Source organism: Pseudomonas sp. UYEF17, assembly GCF_040546125.1.
Taxonomy (GTDB): domain Bacteria; phylum Pseudomonadota; class Gammaproteobacteria; order Pseudomonadales; family Pseudomonadaceae; genus Aquipseudomonas; species Aquipseudomonas putida_Z.
On sequence record NZ_JBEPNE010000004.1, the window covers coordinates 67,098 to 81,365 of the forward strand.

The window sequence follows — 14,268 nt, forward strand, 5'->3', positions numbered from 1 at the left end:
GAAGCGGCCCCGGGACTTCAGCAGCGGTGCATGAATCGCTGGGGCTGCGCTGCAGCCCTTTCGCGACACAAGGCCGCTCCTACAGGTGCTCGGCGCCTTGAATGGCTTCGTCACCCAGTTGCAAAGTGACACCATGCTCCACTTTTTCTTCCTCGAACAAGCGCCAAACCTGGCCACCTTCGCTACCCAGCAGCTCGACGAAGCGCCGCCCGTCAACCTTGTCCTCCAGCTGCCCCACATAGCGCCCTGCCTCGACCCGGCTCAGCAGCACCTTGCGGTCTTTCTCCGGCTGGGTTGGCGAAATCAGGTTCAGCTCCAGGCTCTGCGGGTCGCTGTTGCCGGCCAGGCGCACATCCACTTCGCCGGTCAGCTCGTCCAGGTGCACGCCGGCCTTCAGGCCCAGCGTCTGCGCCAGCAGTTCTCGGTCCAGCGAGCGGTTGATGCCTTTGCCAGCCTCGTAGTAGTTGTCGTTCACCAGGTTGTCCGGGTTGTGCACGGCGATGCTGACCATGGTCAGGCTCAGGCACACCGAGGTGGCGAGGATACCGATGATGATCCAGGGCCAGAGGTGCTTGTACCAGGGGCTGGCGGCGGTGGCAGGCATTGTGGGTTATCTCTCTCAGCGGATCTGTGGGCCGATGAAGCGGCTCTTGGCTTCAACCTGGGCGTCGCTGTCATCGGCGCTCTTGAGGATGAAGGTGATTTCGTTGGTGGTCGATGGCAGTTTCTCGGGTGCGATCGACAGCTGCACCGGCAGGCTGACAATGTCACCAGCGTCCACGCGGATTTCGCGCTGGCCTTCAAGCTTCAGGTCCGGCAGGCCGGTGGCGTCCAGTACGTAGACGTGGTCACGCTGGTCCTTGTTCATCACTTTCAGGCTGTACACGTTCTCGATCCGGCCCTGGGCGTTCTCGCGGTACAGCACGCGGTCCTTGCTCACGTCGAAACCGACCAGCGAACGGGTGGCGAAGGCGGTGGCCAGGCCGACCATCATCACCAGCAGGACCACGGCATAGCCGATCAGGCGTGGGCGCAGCATGTGGGTCTTCTGCCCGGACAGGTTGTGCTCGGTGGTGTAGCTGATCAGCCCTTTGGGGTAGTTCATCTTGTCCATGATGTTGTCGCAGGCGTCGATGCACGCGGCGCAGCCGATGCACTCGATCTGCAAGCCGTCACGGATGTCGATGCCGGTGGGGCAGACCTGCACGCACATGGTGCAGTCGATGCAGTCGCCCAGGCCCGCGGCCTTATAGTCCAGGTCCTTTTTGCGCGGGCCGCGGGTTTCGCCACGACGCGGGTCGTAGGAAACGATCAGCGTGTCCTTGTCGAACATCACGCTCTGGAAGCGCGCGTAGGGGCACATGTACACGCACACCTGCTCGCGCAGCCAGCCGGCGTTGCCGTAGGTGGCGAGGGTGAAGAAGCCGACCCAGAAGTAGGCCCAGCCGTCGGCCTGGCCGGTAAAGAATTCGGTGGCCAGTTCACGGATCGGCGAGAAATAGCCGACGAAGGTCATGCCGGTGACGAAGCCGATCAGCAGCCACAGGCTGTGCTTGGCGAACTTGCGCAGGAACTTGTTGCCGCTCATGGGGGCTTTGTCGAGCTTCATGCGCTGGTTGCGGTCGCCCTCGGTGACCTTTTCGCACCACATGAAAATCCAGGTCCACACGCTTTGCGGGCAGGTGTAGCCGCACCACACCCGGCCGGCGAACACGGTGATGAAGAACAGGCCGAAGGCGGCAACGATGAGGATGCCCGAAAGCAGGATGAAGTCTTGCGGCCAGATGGTGGCGCCGAAGATGTAGAACTTGCGCTCGGGCAGGTTCCACCACACGGCCTGGTGGCCGCCCCAGTTCAGCCACACGGTGCCGAAGTACAGCAGGAACAGCACAGCCCCGCCGACCATGCGCAGGCGCCGGAACAGGCCGGTGAAGGCACGGGTGTAGATCTTTTCCCGGGAGGCGTAGAGGTCGACGGAATCCTTCCCTTTGTTGGCAGGCGGGGTGACGTCATGTACCGGAATTTGCTTGCTCATCATCAAGTCCCACGGCAGTGGAGAAACGCCGCAGCCAGTGCGTGCCGGCCGCAGTCTCGCGCAATCTGCTAGCGCTCTGCGGCCCATGATACGCCGCTGATGGCAGTATGGGGCTGCACTGCGACCTTTAGTCGCGTTGGGTTCGTGGCATGAATCGTGTTATGGCGGGTGTCAATTGATCCAGGTCATGGGGCCTGCAACAAATGTGTTTTCAGTACCGGCCTCTTCGCGGGTGAACCCGCTCCCACAGGGATCGCACAGATCCTGACGCGAGCGCAGTACCTGTGGGAGCGGGTTTACCCGCGAAGAGGCCAGGCCTGCCTTACTCGGCCTTGGCCGGTTCGGCCTGCTGCGACAGGCTGTACACATAAGCCGCCAGCAAGTGCACCTTGTCATTCCCTTGCAACTGCTCCTGGGCCGGCATCTGCCCCTGGCGACCGTAGCGGATGGTCTGTTGCAACTGGGCAAAGCTCGAACCGTAGATGAACGCCTGCGGATGGGTCAGGTTCGGCGCGCCCATGGCTGGCGTACCCTTGCCCTCCGGCCCGTGGCAGGCCACGCAGTTGGCGGCGAAGATCTTCTGCCCGTTCTCGGCATCGGCCTTCACGCCCTCTGGCAGGGTGCGGCCATCGAGCTTGCTGACCACGAACGCGGCCACATCGGCCACGCCCTGGTCACCGATCACTTCGGCCCAGGCCGGCATCACGCCGTGGCGACCGCCCATGATGGTGGTCTTGATGGTGTCTGGCTCGCCGCCCCAGCGCCAGTCGTTGTCGGTGAGGTTAGGGAAGCCGAAGGCACCCTTGGCGTCGGAGCCGTGGCACACCGAGCAGTTGGAAGCGAACAGCCGCGCGCCCATCTTCAGGGCCTGCGGGTCCTTGGCCACCTCGGTGATGGGCATGGCGGCGAACTTGGCGAAGATCGGCCCGAAGCGGGCGTCGGCCTTGGCCATTTCCTTTTCCCACTCGTGCACGCCGGTCCAGCCCGGCTGGCCGTTGGAAAACTCGGTCTGCTTGTCGTTATCCAGGTACGAGTAGCCCGGCAGGACGCCTTTCCAGTTGCCCAGGCCCGGGTACAGCACCAGGTAGCCGAGGGCGAAGACGATGGTGCCGACGAACAGCCAGAACCACCATTTCGGCAGCGGGTTGTCGTACTCCTCGATGCCATCGAAGGCATGCCCGACGGTTTCGTCGGTGACCTCTTCGCGCTGGCCCTTGCGGGTCGACAGCAGCAGCCAGGTCAACGAGAAGATGGTGCCCAGGGTCAGGACGGTAACGTACAGACTCCAGAAGGTTGTCATTGTTTTTTGCTCCCAGAAGCTTTTGCTTGCTCGACGTGCCGGCTGGCTTCGGGGTCATCCGCGAAGGGCAGTTGGGTCGCTTCGTCGAAGTCCTTCTTGCGCCGTGGGTTGAACACCCACAGCGCCAGGCCCACGAAGGCCACCATCACCACGACGGTGCCCAGGCCGCGAATCATCCCGATATCCATCAGCGTCACCGTTTGCTCTTGATGATGGTGCCAAGACCCTGCAGGTACGCGACGATGGCGTCCATTTCGGTCTTGCCCTTGACCGCGTCGCGGGCCCCGGCGATGTCGGCGTCGGTGTACGGCACGCCGAGGGTGCGCAGCACTTCCATCTTCTTCGCGGTGTCCTTGCCGTCGAGCTTGTGCTCGACCAGCCATGGGTACGACGGCATCTTCGATTCCGGTACCACGTTGCGCGGGTTGTACAGGTGCGCACGGTGCCAGTCATCGGAGTAACGGCCACCGACCCGCGCCAGGTCCGGCCCGGTACGCTTGGAGCCCCACAGGAACGGGTGGTCCCACACGCTCTCGCCGGCTACCGAGTAGTGGCCGTAGCGCTCGGTTTCGGCACGGAACGGGCGGATCATCTGCGAGTGGCAGCCCACGCAGCCTTCGCGGATGTAGATATCGCGGCCTTCAAGTTCCAGCGCGGTGCGCGGCTTCATGCCTTCCACGGGTTTGTTGGTGACGTCCTGGAAAAACAGCGGGACGATCTGGGTCAGGCCACCGACGCTCACGGCGATGACCATGAAGAAGGCCAGCAGGCCTATGTTCTTCTCGACGGCTTCATGCTTCATCAGTGCGCTCCCACGACGACGATCTTGGCGGCTTCCTCAGCCTGTGCCGGGTTGGCGGCACGTACGGTACGGAACACGTTGTAGGCCATCAGCAGCATGCCGGTGGCGAAGAACGCACCGCCCAGGGCGCGGACGATATAGCCAGGGTGGCTGGCCTGCAGGGCTTCGACGAAGGAGTAGGTGAGGGTGCCGTCATCGTTGATGGCGCGCCACATCAGGCCCTGGGTGATGCCGTTTACCCACATCGAGGCGATGTACAGCACGGTACCGATGGTAGCCAGCCAGAAGTGCGCGTTGATCAGGCCGACGCTGTGCATCTGCTCGCGGCCATACAGGCGCGGGATCATGTGGTACACGGCGCCGATCGAGATCATCGCCACCCAGCCGAGGGCGCCGGCGTGCACGTGGCCGATGGTCCAGTCGGTGTAGTGCGACAGCGAGTTCACGGTCTTGATGGCCATCATCGGGCCTTCGAAGGTGGACATGCCGTAGAACGCCAGCGATACCACCAGGAAGCGCAGGATCGGGTCGGTGCGCAGTTTGTGCCAGGCACCGGACAGGGTCATCATGCCGTTGATCATGCCGCCCCAGCTTGGCGCCAGCAGGATGATCGACATGACCATGCCCAGCGACTGTGCCCAGTCAGGCAGGGCGGTGTAGTGCAGGTGGTGCGGGCCGGCCCAGATGTACAGGGTGATCAGTGCCCAGAAGTGCACGATCGACAGGCGATACGAGTAGATCGGGCGTTCGGCCTGCTTGGGTACGAAGTAGTACATCATCCCCAGGAAGCCGGTGGTGAGGAAGAAGCCCACGGCGTTGTGGCCGTACCACCACTGGATCATCGCGTCGGTGGCGCCGGAGTAGGCCGAGTACGATTTGAACAGGCTTACCGGCAGCGAGATGTGGTTGACGATGTGCAGCATCGCGGTAACCACGATGAAGGCGCCGTAGAACCAGTTGCCGACATAGATGTGCTTGGTCTTGCGCTTGACGATGGTGCCGAAGAACACCAGCCCGTAGGTGACCCACACAATGGCCAGCAGGATCGCCAGCGGCCACTCGAGCTCGGCGTATTCCTTGGTGGTGGTGTAGCCCATCGGCAGGGTGATCAGCGCCCCGACGATCACCGCCTGCCAACCCCAGAAGGTGAAGGCGGCCATGCTGTCGGAGATCAGCCGGGTCTGGCAGGTGCGCTGCACCACGTAGTAGCTGGTGCCGAACAGCGCACAGCCCCCGAAGGCGAAGATCACCAGGTTGGTGTGCAGCGGGCGCAGGCGGCCGAAGCTGGTCCAGGGCAGGTCCAGGTTCAGTTGCGGCCATACCAGCTGCGAGGCGATGAAGACGCCGAGGCCCATGCCAAGGATCCCCCAGACCACCGTCATGATGGCGAACTGGCGGACGACCTTATAGTTATAAGCAGTCGGACTGATTGCTGTGCTCATTGCTAAGGTTCCACGGTTTTGATGTTCTTGTTGGTCGAAAAAATCGGCGCCAGTATTGATAACCACCGGGGTTACCGCAACGCAACTTTGGTACGCCGACCCGTGCCCGAGCCCGTTCACTGATGTCCCGCAGCGATCGGGTCTGGACGATTGTACACAAATAAATATTTGTAATGTGTACCGTTTTTCGCCTTTTTCTGATCGATCGGTCAAGCTTTTTATCGGGACGGCGACAGGCTACGCGCCGCGTCTGCTTCGCTCCTTTCGGAGCGAGGCCCACTGAGGCAACAAGCTTAGTTGTGTTCGGAGGGGGTGCAAGGAGGGGTAGAGCGGGGAGAGGGGCTGCTTTGCAGCCCATTCGCAGCACAAGGCTGCTCCTACAGGGGGCGTAATCTTGCGCGGTACCCTTGTAGGAGCAGCCTTGTGCTGCGAATGGGCCGCAAGGCGGCCCCTGGGCGGTATTACTTGGCAGTCACGGTTTCAGCAGCACCATCCTGCGACAGGCTATACACATACGCCGCCAGCAGGTGCACCTTGTCGTTGCCCTGGATCTCCGCCTGCGCCGGCATCTGACCCTGGCGACCATAGCGAATGGTCTGCTGCAGCTGGGCAAAGCTCGAACCGTAGATGAATGCCTGCGGGTGGGTCAGGTCTGGCGCGCCCATGGCCGGAGTACCCTTGCCTTCAGGCCCGTGGCAGGCCACGCAGTTGCCGGCGAAGATTTCCTTGCCCTTGGCGGCGTCGGCCTTGACCCCTTCCGGCAGGCTGCGGCCATCGAGGTTGGTGAGCACGAACGCGGCCACATCCGCCACGCCCTGCTCGCCGATCACTTCGGCCCAGGCCGGCATCACGCCGTGACGACCGTTCATGATCGAGGCCTTGATGGTTTCCGCCTCGCCGCCCCAGCGCCAGTCCTTGTCGGTGAGGTTGGGGAAGCCATAGGCACCCTTGGCGTCCGAGCCATGGCAAACCGAGCAGTTCGAGGCGAACAGGCGGCTGCCCATTTTCAGCGCCTGCGGGTCCTTGGCCACTTCTTCCACGGGCATGGCGGCGTACTTGGCAAAGATCGGGCCGAATTTTGCGTCGGCCTTATCCATTTCCTTCTGCCATTCGTTGGCGCCGGTCCAGCCATTTTCATAGCCCGGCAGGATGCCCTTCCAGTTGCCCAGGCCCGGGTAGAGGATCAGGTAGCCGACCGAGAACACCAGGGTGCCGACGAACAGCCAGAACCACCACTTGGGCAGCGGGTTGTCGTATTCCTCGATGCCGTCGAAGCTGTGGCCCATGGTCTGGTCGGTGGTGTTGTTGCTCTGGCCCTTGCGGGTGGCGAGCAGCAGCCAGGTCAGGCCAATCAGGCTACCGATGGTCAGTACGCAGATGTACGTACTCCAGAAGGTGGTCATTGCCCGTTACTCCTTTTTGCAGCAGGTGCCTGTCCGGCAGAGGGCAGGCGGTCGTCGACGAAGGGCAGCAGGCGCGCTTCGGCGAAATCACGGTCGCGGCGGCGGTTGAATACCCACAGGGTGAGGCCGATGAAAGCGATCATCACCACCAGGGTGCCCAGGCCGCGGATCATGCCGATGTCCATTCCCATCGCATTCACCTCTTGTTCTTGATCGCGGTGCCGAGCACCTGCAGGTAGGCGACCAGGGCGTCCATCTCGGTCTTGCCCTTGACCGCGTCGCGGGCCCCGGCGATGTCATCGTCGGTGTACGGCACGCCCAGGGTGCGCAGGGTGCGCATCTTGGTGTCGGTATGGCTGTTGTCGACCTGCTGGGCGACCAGCCATGGGTACGACGGCATCTTCGACTCCGGTACCACGTTGCGCGGGTTGTACAGGTGGGCACGGTGCCAGTCGTCCGAGTAGCGGCCACCGACCCGGGCCAGGTCCGGCCCGGTGCGCTTGGAGCCCCACAGGAACGGGTGGTCCCACACGCTTTCACCAGCCACCGAGTAGTGGCCATAGCGCTCGGTTTCGGCGCGGAACGGGCGGATCATCTGCGAGTGGCAGCCCACGCAGCCTTCGCGGATGTAGATATCGCGGCCTTCCAGTTGCAGCGCGGTGTAGGGCTTCATGCCTTCCACCGGCTTGTTGGTGACGTCCTGGAAGAACAACGGGACGATCTGGGTCAGGCCGCCGATGCTGACGGCAAACACCATCAGCAGGGCCAGCAGGCCGACGTTTTTCTCGATGACTTCATGTTTCATCAGGCAGGTCTCCTCAAGCCAGCTGGGCGTTCGCAGGGGCGACATCGAGCGCCGGCGAACGCACGGTGCGCCAGGTGTTCCAGGCCATCAGGAACATGCCGCTGAGGAAGATCGCACCGCCGACGAAGCGCACGATGAAGCCTGGGTGGCTGGCCACCAGGGTTTCCACGAACGAGTAGGTGAGCGTGCCGTCGCTGTTGACCGCGCGCCACATCAGGCCCTGGGCGATGCCGTTGACCCACATCGAGGCGATGTACAGCACAGTGCCGATGGTGGCCAGCCAGAAGTGCGCGTTGATCAGGCCGATGCTGTACATGCGCTCCTTGCCGAACACTTTCGGGATGGTGTGGTACAGCGCGCCGATCGAGATCATCGCCACCCAGCCGAGGGCGCCGGCGTGCACGTGGCCGATGGTCCAGTCGGTGTAGTGGGACAGGGCGTTGACCGTCTTGATGGCCATCATCGGGCCTTCGAAGGTGGACATGCCGTAGAACGCCAGTGACACCACCAGGAAACGCAGGATCGGGTCGCTGCGCAGTTTGTGCCAGGCGCCGGACAGGGTCATCATGCCGTTGATCATGCCGCCCCAGCTTGGTGCCAGGAGGATCAGCGACATCACCATGCCCAGCGACTGCGCCCAGTCGGGCAGGGCGGTGTAGTGCAGGTGGTGCGGGCCGGCCCAGATGTACAGGGTGATCAGCGCCCAGAAGTGCACGATCGACAGGCGATAGGAATACACCGGGCGTTCGGCCTGCTTGGGCACGTAGTAGTACATCATCCCCAGGAAGCCCGCGGTCAGGAAGAAGCCCACGGCGTTGTGGCCGTACCACCACTGCACCATGGCATCGGTGGCGCCGGCATACACCGAGTAGGACTTGGTCAGGCTGACTGGCAGTTCCAGGTTGTTGACGACGTGCAGCATCGCCACGGTGAGGATGAAGCCGCCGAAGAACCAGTTACCGACGTAGATGTGCTTGGTGTTGCGCTTCATCAGCGTGCCGAAGAACACGATGGCGTAGCTCACCCAGACGATGGTGATCAGGATGTCGATCGGCCATTCCAGTTCGGCGTATTCCTTGGAGCTGGTGTAGCCCAGCGGCAGGCTGATGGCCGCCAGCAGGATCACCAGTTGCCAGCCCCAGAAGGTGAACGCGGCCAGGCCCGGTGCGAACAGGGTGGTCTGGCAGGTGCGTTGCACCGAATAATAGGAGGTGGCGAACAGCGCACAGCCGCCGAAGGCGAAGATCACCGCATTGGTATGCAGGGGGCGCAGGCGGCCAAAGCTGGTCCAGGGGAGGTCGAAGTTGAGGGAAGGCCAGGCGAGCTGGGCGGCGATGAAGACGCCGAGCCCCATCCCGACGATTCCCCACACCACCGTCATGATGGCGAATTGGCGGACCACCTTGTAGTTATAGGCGGTACTGCTGGTTGTGTTCATGTATGGGTTCCCATCCACGGTTATTTGGCAGGCTTTACAGCGAGGCAAGCATGATTAATGGGCAAAGTGCCGGTATTGACGGGGATCAATGGGCGAAGGTCGGAAATGTCCCAGGCTTGCGCTGCGATCCCCCGCACGTTCGGGGCAAGGACGGCTACAAGGGCTGCCTGATCCTGGCCCATGGTGCAGGTGCGCCGATGGACAGCGGGTTCATGGACGAAATGGCGCAAAGGCTTGCGGCGCTTGGGGTAGCGGTAGTGCGCTTCGAGTTCCCGTACATGGCCGAGCGCAGGGTTGCCGGCGGCAAGCGGCCGCCGAACCCGCAGAAGGTGTTGCTGGAATGCTGGCGACAGGTGTACCGGCAGGTGCGACCTTTGGTCGCGGGCAAGCTGGCGGTGGGTGGCAAGTCCATGGGCGGGCGCATGGCCAGCCTGCTGGCCGATGAACTGGAAGCGGATGCACTGGTGTGCCTGGGCTATCCGTTCTATGCGGTGGGCAAGCCGGAGAAGCCACGGGTCGAGCACCTGGCCGAATTGAAGACGCCGACGTTGATCGTGCAGGGCGAGCGGGATGCGCTGGGTAACCGCGAGGCGGTGGCAGGGTATGCGTTATCGCCGGCGATCGAGGTCAGCTGGCTGGTGGCGGGGGACCATGACCTGAAGCCGCTGAGGGCCTCGGGGTTCAGCCATGAGCAGCACTTGCAGGCGGCGGCTGAGAAGGTTGCAGCTTTCCTGTCGCAATAGTACTGGATTCTTCGCGGGTGAACCCGCTCCCACAGGTTCACTACAGGTCTGAAACTTGCGCAGCACCTGTGGGAGGTTGCGGCATTCCTGTCGCAATAGTGCTGGATTCTTCGCGGGTGAACCCGCTCCCACAGGTTCACTACAGGTCTGAAACTTGTGCAGTACCTGTGGGAGCGGGTTTACCCGCGAAGAGGCCGGAACAGGCTACCGCTTAGTCGCGGTACTCGCACAGGTAGGCGGTATCCACCTTCACCTGCAGCTGGAACTTGCTGTCAGCCGGCACGTTGAACTTGTCGCCCGCCTTGAAGGTTTCCCAGTTGTCGCTACCTGGCAGCTTCACGGTCAGCGCACCCGAAACCACGTGCATGATTTCGCGCTTGGCAGTGCCGAACTCGTACTCGCCCGGGGCCATCACGCCGACAGTGGCCGGGCCTTCTTCGCCCGCGAATGCGATCGACTTGACGGTGCCGTTGAAGTACTCGTTGACCTGGAACATGGGCGACTCCTGAAAAGGGGGGATGAAAAAGGGCTGGCCAGTATGCCCAAGCCCACGGGCCCCGTCATCTGCTTTCAGGTAGCGTCCACCGGCAGGCTCAACGGCAGCAGCCGCGCGGTATTGCGCGCATCTTCCAGGGCCCGGTGCTGCTGCCCGCAAAAGTGCATGCCGGCCAGCTGTAGTGCACCGTTCAGCCCCGCGGGGCGCTGCAGGTGGCGGGCCTTGGCGAAGCGTTGCTTGAGGTTGATGTGCGGCAGGGTCCGCAGCAGGCTGTCCAGCCCATGCTGCTGCCACTCCTGGTGCAACTGCTGGCGGTCGTAGTCGCCCCAGCTGACCCAGGCCTGAAGCTGCCCGCGGTGGTGCCCGAGCCAGCGCTCGAAGCTTGCCCATACCTCGCGGAACGGTGCGGCACTGTCCACGCTGGCCTGGCTGATGTGGGTCAGCTCACGGCAGAACGGGGTCAGCTGCGGCCGCCGCCGGGGCTTCACGAAGCGCTGGAAGTGGTCGACCTCGCGGCCTTCGCGGGTAACCAGGCTTGCGCCGATTTCAATGACTTCCATCTCTGTGACCGGCCACCCACCATCGTCGGTGGTGGCTTCCAGGTCGATCACCAACCAATGGCCCATACCAGGCTCCCTTGCAGATCCTGCTAGAGCGTAGCCAAACTCAGGGCATCCGGCATCCCCTGGCAATTTGCCTGCGGCTTTGGCACAAAGGGCCATTATCCGGCAGTTGTGTCCGGCCCGGAAAACGCCTAGCTTAGGTGGACCCAGGCATGAACCGTGATGAGCATCCGTCTTGACTCCAGCGCCCGGCCTAAAGGCCCTGTCTTCCCTGATGCTGCTGGCCGTGTTCTGGCTGGCGGCGCCGGTATGGGCTGCCGATGCCGTCGAAGTGAGGATTGGCGCGGCGCATTTCCCACCGTACACGGTACGCCCCGAGCAGGGTGCCGACAGCGGCCTGCTGCCGCAGCTGGTCGACGCGCTCAACCGCACGCAGCAGCGCTACCACTTCGTCGTGGTGCCCACCTCCATCCAGCGGCGTTTTGGTGACCTCCAGCAAGGCCGCACCGACATGGCTATTTTCGAGAACCCGGAGTGGGGCTGGCAGCAGATTGCCCACCAGAGCGTGGACCTGGGCCTGGAAGACGCCGAGGTATTCGTCGCCCGCAAGGCCAATGGCCGTGACCCGCATTACTTCGACGACCTGAACGGCAAGCGCCTGGCGCTGATCAACGGCTACCACTATGCGTTCGCCGGCTTCAACTCCGACCCGGACTACCTGCGCACCGCCTACAAAGCGACCCTGACCTATTCCCACGACAGCAACCTGCTGATGGTGCAGGCCGACCGCGCCGACATCGCCCTGGTCACGCGTTCCTATCTCAGCGATTTCCTGGAGCGCAACCCGGCCAGCCGGGACCAGCTGGTGTCCTCGCAGCGCATTGACCAGGTCTACCACCACTACGCCTTGCTGCGCCCGGGGGCGCCGATCGGCGAGCAGTCGTTCGCGGCGCTGCTGCGGGCCCTGCGCGACAGTGGCGAGCTGGCGCGCATCTTCGAGCCCTACCGCATCACGGTGTCGGCCCCACACGACTAAATTCCCGTGGTGCGGCAACGTTCTCAGCAGTGAGCCTTTTCTTCATTGCCGTGAGTCAAGCCCATGCCGTTCGATGCCGCTTCGCAGCCCCAGTCAGCGCCACGCTGGCGCAGCCTCAGTGCCGAGGAGGGTGACAGCTGGCTGAGCCTGTCCCTCGAAGGCCGCCCGCTGATCCAGTTGCGCCTGGAGGTGGGCGCCCCCCTGCATGTTCACCTGGAGCGGCTGTGCCCCGAGCGCCCCTATCAGGCCTTGTGGGCCGCCTGTTATTGGCTGCTGGCCCGCGACACCGCCTGCCAGCGCCTGGCCTGGTACCTGCCCGAGGCGTTGCCCCAGGCATTGACCAGTGGCCTGCTGCTGGTCGGCGAGCAGCCTGGCCAATACCTGTGCGAGCGAGCGCTGTTCTGGCAGCTGCCACAGCCGTGGCTGGGCGAGTCGGCCAGCGTGGCATACCCGCAGCAAATGCAGATCAGCAACGGCAAGCGCCACCCACGCCGTGCGCCCAAGCCTCGTGGCGAGGTGTACCGGCGCTTCGATACGCGCCTGGGCAGTTGGGTGTCGCTGCGTACCTTGGAAATCGAACATGACCTGGAGCGCTTCAACCGCTGGCAGAACAACCCGCGGGTGGAGGCGTTCTGGCAGGAGGCTGGCACCCTTGCGCAGCACCGTGAATACCTGGGCAAGCTCGAGGCCGACCCGCATGCCCTGACGCTGATCGGCTGCTTCGATGACGAGCCGTTTGCCTACTTCGAGGCGTATTGGGCCAAGGAAGACCGCATTGCGCCGTTCTACCCGGCCGATGACTACGACCGTGGCATCCACATGCTGGTGGGGGAGGAGAGTCACCGCGGGCCGCACAAGGTAGCCAGCTGGCTATCGGCGCTGGTGCACTACATGTTCCTGGATGACCCGCGCACCCAGCGGGTGGTGGCCGAGCCGCGTGCCGACAACGGCAAGATGATCGGCTACATGCACGACCAGTGCTTCCATTGCGACAAGGAGTTCGACTTCCCGCACAAGCGCGCGGCGTTGATGATTCTGGGGCGGGAGCGGTTTTTCGATCGCTGCAAACTGGCTTGATATCGAGGCGGCTTCTTCGCGGGCGCGCCCGCTCCCACAGGTCCCCCTCAGTCTTTGAGGTCTGTGCTTTTCCTGTGGGAGCGGGCGTGCCCGCGAAGAAGCAGACTCTGCCTGATCAGGCCTGCCGATTGGCCGTCTTGCGGCAATGCACCAGCGCATCGCGGATCATGAAGTTGACCAGTGTCGGCGACACTCCCAGCTCCTTGGCAATGTCCTTCTGCGGCACGCCATGCAGGCGGTACATCTCGAAGGCATAGCGGGTGCGCTGGGGCAGTTCGTTCAGCGCCTGGGCAATGTCATCCAGCGCGGCAAGGTTGATGTGGGTGGCTTCGGGGGAGGCGTTCTGCACGACTACGTTCAGGCCTTCCTCCTCGCTGCCGGAGTACTTCAACTCCATCGCCTGCTTGCGATAGTGGTCGATGGCCAGGTTGCGCACGATCTGGAACAGGTAGCTCAGCTGCGCCTTGAACGACGATGTGATCTGCGGGGCGGCGCTGAGCCGGAAAAAGGCGTCCTGCACCACATCTTCGGCGCGCGACCGGCAGCCGGTGATGCGGGCAGCGATCTTGACCAGGATGCTGCGGTTGTCGACGAAGGCCTGTAGTAATGGTGAATCGCACTTACTTGTGGATAGTTGTTCCGCCATGGAAATCACCTTGTCACAGAGGGGAAAGGACGCACCCAAATTTGGGAAGCTTCCTACGACGGGCGACAAGCTATTCAGAATGATAATGATTGTCAAATGCGAAATGTAATTAGTTTCATGTGATTTCAGTTCTAAAGCGCAGAAATGGCTGGGTGCATGTCAGGGCATTTTCAGCGCCTGTGAGATCGAGCGCCGCCCGCGCGGCGCTTCGCAGCACAAGGCTGCTCCTACATCTGTTTCGGGCCAGTAACGCCTGTAGCAGCGCACGCGACCGCCTTGTTTGTCCGGCACGATATCAAGGTGGACGCCAAAGGGGGCGCGTGCCGCTCTCGCAGGAATGATTGGCCCGAAACAGATGTAGGAGCAGCCTTGTGCTGCGAAGCGCCGCGCGGGCGGCGCTCGATCTCACAGGCGCAACATCTCTCAAGGCAAACACCTGGCAACCCTCACACGCCTCCAAAGCCTCACCGCCGCTAATTTCT

The 14,268-nt window shown here is 63.0% G+C and carries 16 protein-coding genes; 3 read left to right on the plus strand and 13 right to left on the minus strand.

Features of this window, described 5'->3' with window-relative positions:
- Positions 1 to 79: 79 nt before the first annotated feature.
- The 10 genes from ABIB24_RS07960 to ccoN (ABIB24_RS08005) form a co-directional block, all read right to left on the minus strand.
- Positions 80 to 604, minus strand: coding sequence for a FixH family protein (locus tag ABIB24_RS07960; RefSeq protein WP_054572585.1), 525 nt, complete (start codon positions 602 to 604; stop codon positions 80 to 82).
- A 15-nt stretch (positions 605 to 619) separates the two neighbouring features.
- Positions 620 to 2,035, minus strand: coding sequence for a cytochrome c oxidase accessory protein CcoG (gene ccoG / locus ABIB24_RS07965; protein WP_137164485.1), 1,416 nt, complete (start codon positions 2,033 to 2,035; stop codon positions 620 to 622).
- 322 nt (positions 2,036 to 2,357) lie between these two features.
- Positions 2,358 to 3,335, minus strand: a complete 978-nt coding sequence (ccoP, locus tag ABIB24_RS07970) for a cytochrome-c oxidase, cbb3-type subunit III (protein WP_046615057.1) — start codon at positions 3,333 to 3,335, stop codon at positions 2,358 to 2,360.
- Positions 3,332 to 3,523: a CcoQ/FixQ family Cbb3-type cytochrome c oxidase assembly chaperone gene (locus ABIB24_RS07975; RefSeq protein WP_003259925.1), complete on the minus strand. Its 192-nt coding sequence runs from the start codon at positions 3,521 to 3,523 to the stop codon at positions 3,332 to 3,334. The genes ccoP (ABIB24_RS07970) and ABIB24_RS07975 overlap by 4 nt, the downstream gene beginning before the upstream one ends.
- Positions 3,524 to 3,528: 5 nt before the next feature.
- Positions 3,529 to 4,137: a cytochrome-c oxidase, cbb3-type subunit II gene (gene ccoO / locus ABIB24_RS07980; RefSeq protein ID WP_013973496.1), complete on the minus strand. Its 609-nt coding sequence runs from the start codon at positions 4,135 to 4,137 to the stop codon at positions 3,529 to 3,531.
- Positions 4,137 to 5,579 (minus strand): cytochrome-c oxidase, cbb3-type subunit I, encoded by a 1,443-nt coding sequence (gene ccoN, locus ABIB24_RS07985; protein ID WP_015271137.1) that lies wholly within the window; start codon positions 5,577 to 5,579, stop codon positions 4,137 to 4,139. The genes ccoO (ABIB24_RS07980) and ccoN (ABIB24_RS07985) overlap by 1 nt, the downstream gene beginning before the upstream one ends.
- 461 nt (positions 5,580 to 6,040) lie before the next feature.
- On the minus strand, positions 6,041 to 6,982 hold the full coding sequence (gene ccoP / locus ABIB24_RS07990; protein WP_015271136.1) for a cytochrome-c oxidase, cbb3-type subunit III: 942 nt from the start codon (positions 6,980 to 6,982) through the stop codon (positions 6,041 to 6,043).
- The gene (locus tag ABIB24_RS07995) at positions 6,979 to 7,173 is read right to left on the minus strand and encodes a cbb3-type cytochrome oxidase subunit 3 (protein ID WP_025340008.1); all 195 of its coding nucleotides are present in this window, start codon (positions 7,171 to 7,173) and stop codon (positions 6,979 to 6,981) included. Before ABIB24_RS07995 ends, ccoP (ABIB24_RS07990) begins: the two co-directional genes overlap by 4 nt.
- A gap of 5 nt (positions 7,174 to 7,178) precedes the next feature.
- A complete protein-coding gene (ccoO, locus tag ABIB24_RS08000; RefSeq protein WP_013973492.1) occupies positions 7,179 to 7,787 on the minus strand; it encodes a cytochrome-c oxidase, cbb3-type subunit II in 609 nt (202 codons plus the stop codon).
- Positions 7,788 to 7,800: 13 nt separating this feature from the next.
- Positions 7,801 to 9,225: a cytochrome-c oxidase, cbb3-type subunit I gene (ccoN, locus tag ABIB24_RS08005; RefSeq protein ID WP_013973491.1), complete on the minus strand. Its 1,425-nt coding sequence runs from the start codon at positions 9,223 to 9,225 to the stop codon at positions 7,801 to 7,803.
- 50 nt (positions 9,226 to 9,275) lie between these two features.
- On the opposite strand from ccoN (ABIB24_RS08005), the gene ABIB24_RS08010 reads away from it, so the two are divergent.
- Positions 9,276 to 9,968 carry an alpha/beta family hydrolase gene (locus tag ABIB24_RS08010; protein ID WP_289514640.1) on the plus strand — a complete coding sequence of 231 codons (693 nt, stop codon included), beginning with the start codon at positions 9,276 to 9,278 and terminating at the stop codon, positions 9,966 to 9,968.
- A gap of 211 nt (positions 9,969 to 10,179) precedes the next feature.
- Here ABIB24_RS08010 and ppnP read toward each other — a convergent pair whose 3' ends face one another.
- Entirely contained in the window at positions 10,180 to 10,464 is a 285-nt protein-coding gene (ppnP, locus tag ABIB24_RS08015; RefSeq protein ID WP_003259920.1) for a pyrimidine/purine nucleoside phosphorylase, read from the minus strand.
- A 74-nt stretch (positions 10,465 to 10,538) separates the two neighbouring features.
- Entirely contained in the window at positions 10,539 to 11,090 is a 552-nt protein-coding gene (locus tag ABIB24_RS08020) for a 3'-5' exonuclease (RefSeq protein ID WP_075045871.1), read from the minus strand.
- Between the two features lie 172 nt (positions 11,091 to 11,262).
- Here ABIB24_RS08020 and ABIB24_RS08025 point away from each other — a divergent pair, with 172 nt between their 5' ends.
- Together ABIB24_RS08025 and ABIB24_RS08030 are read left to right on the plus strand one after the other, a co-directional pair.
- On the plus strand, positions 11,263 to 12,063 hold the full coding sequence (locus ABIB24_RS08025; RefSeq protein ID WP_274078378.1) for a substrate-binding periplasmic protein: 801 nt from the start codon (positions 11,263 to 11,265) through the stop codon (positions 12,061 to 12,063).
- Between the two features lie 63 nt (positions 12,064 to 12,126).
- On the plus strand, positions 12,127 to 13,140 hold the full coding sequence (locus ABIB24_RS08030; protein ID WP_289514641.1) for a GNAT family N-acetyltransferase: 1,014 nt from the start codon (positions 12,127 to 12,129) through the stop codon (positions 13,138 to 13,140).
- A gap of 115 nt (positions 13,141 to 13,255) precedes the next feature.
- On the opposite strand, the gene ABIB24_RS08035 is transcribed toward ABIB24_RS08030, so the two are convergent.
- Positions 13,256 to 13,786, minus strand: coding sequence for an RNA polymerase factor sigma-70 (locus ABIB24_RS08035; protein ID WP_354316290.1), 531 nt, complete (start codon positions 13,784 to 13,786; stop codon positions 13,256 to 13,258).
- Positions 13,787 to 14,268: the final 482 nt, after the last annotated feature.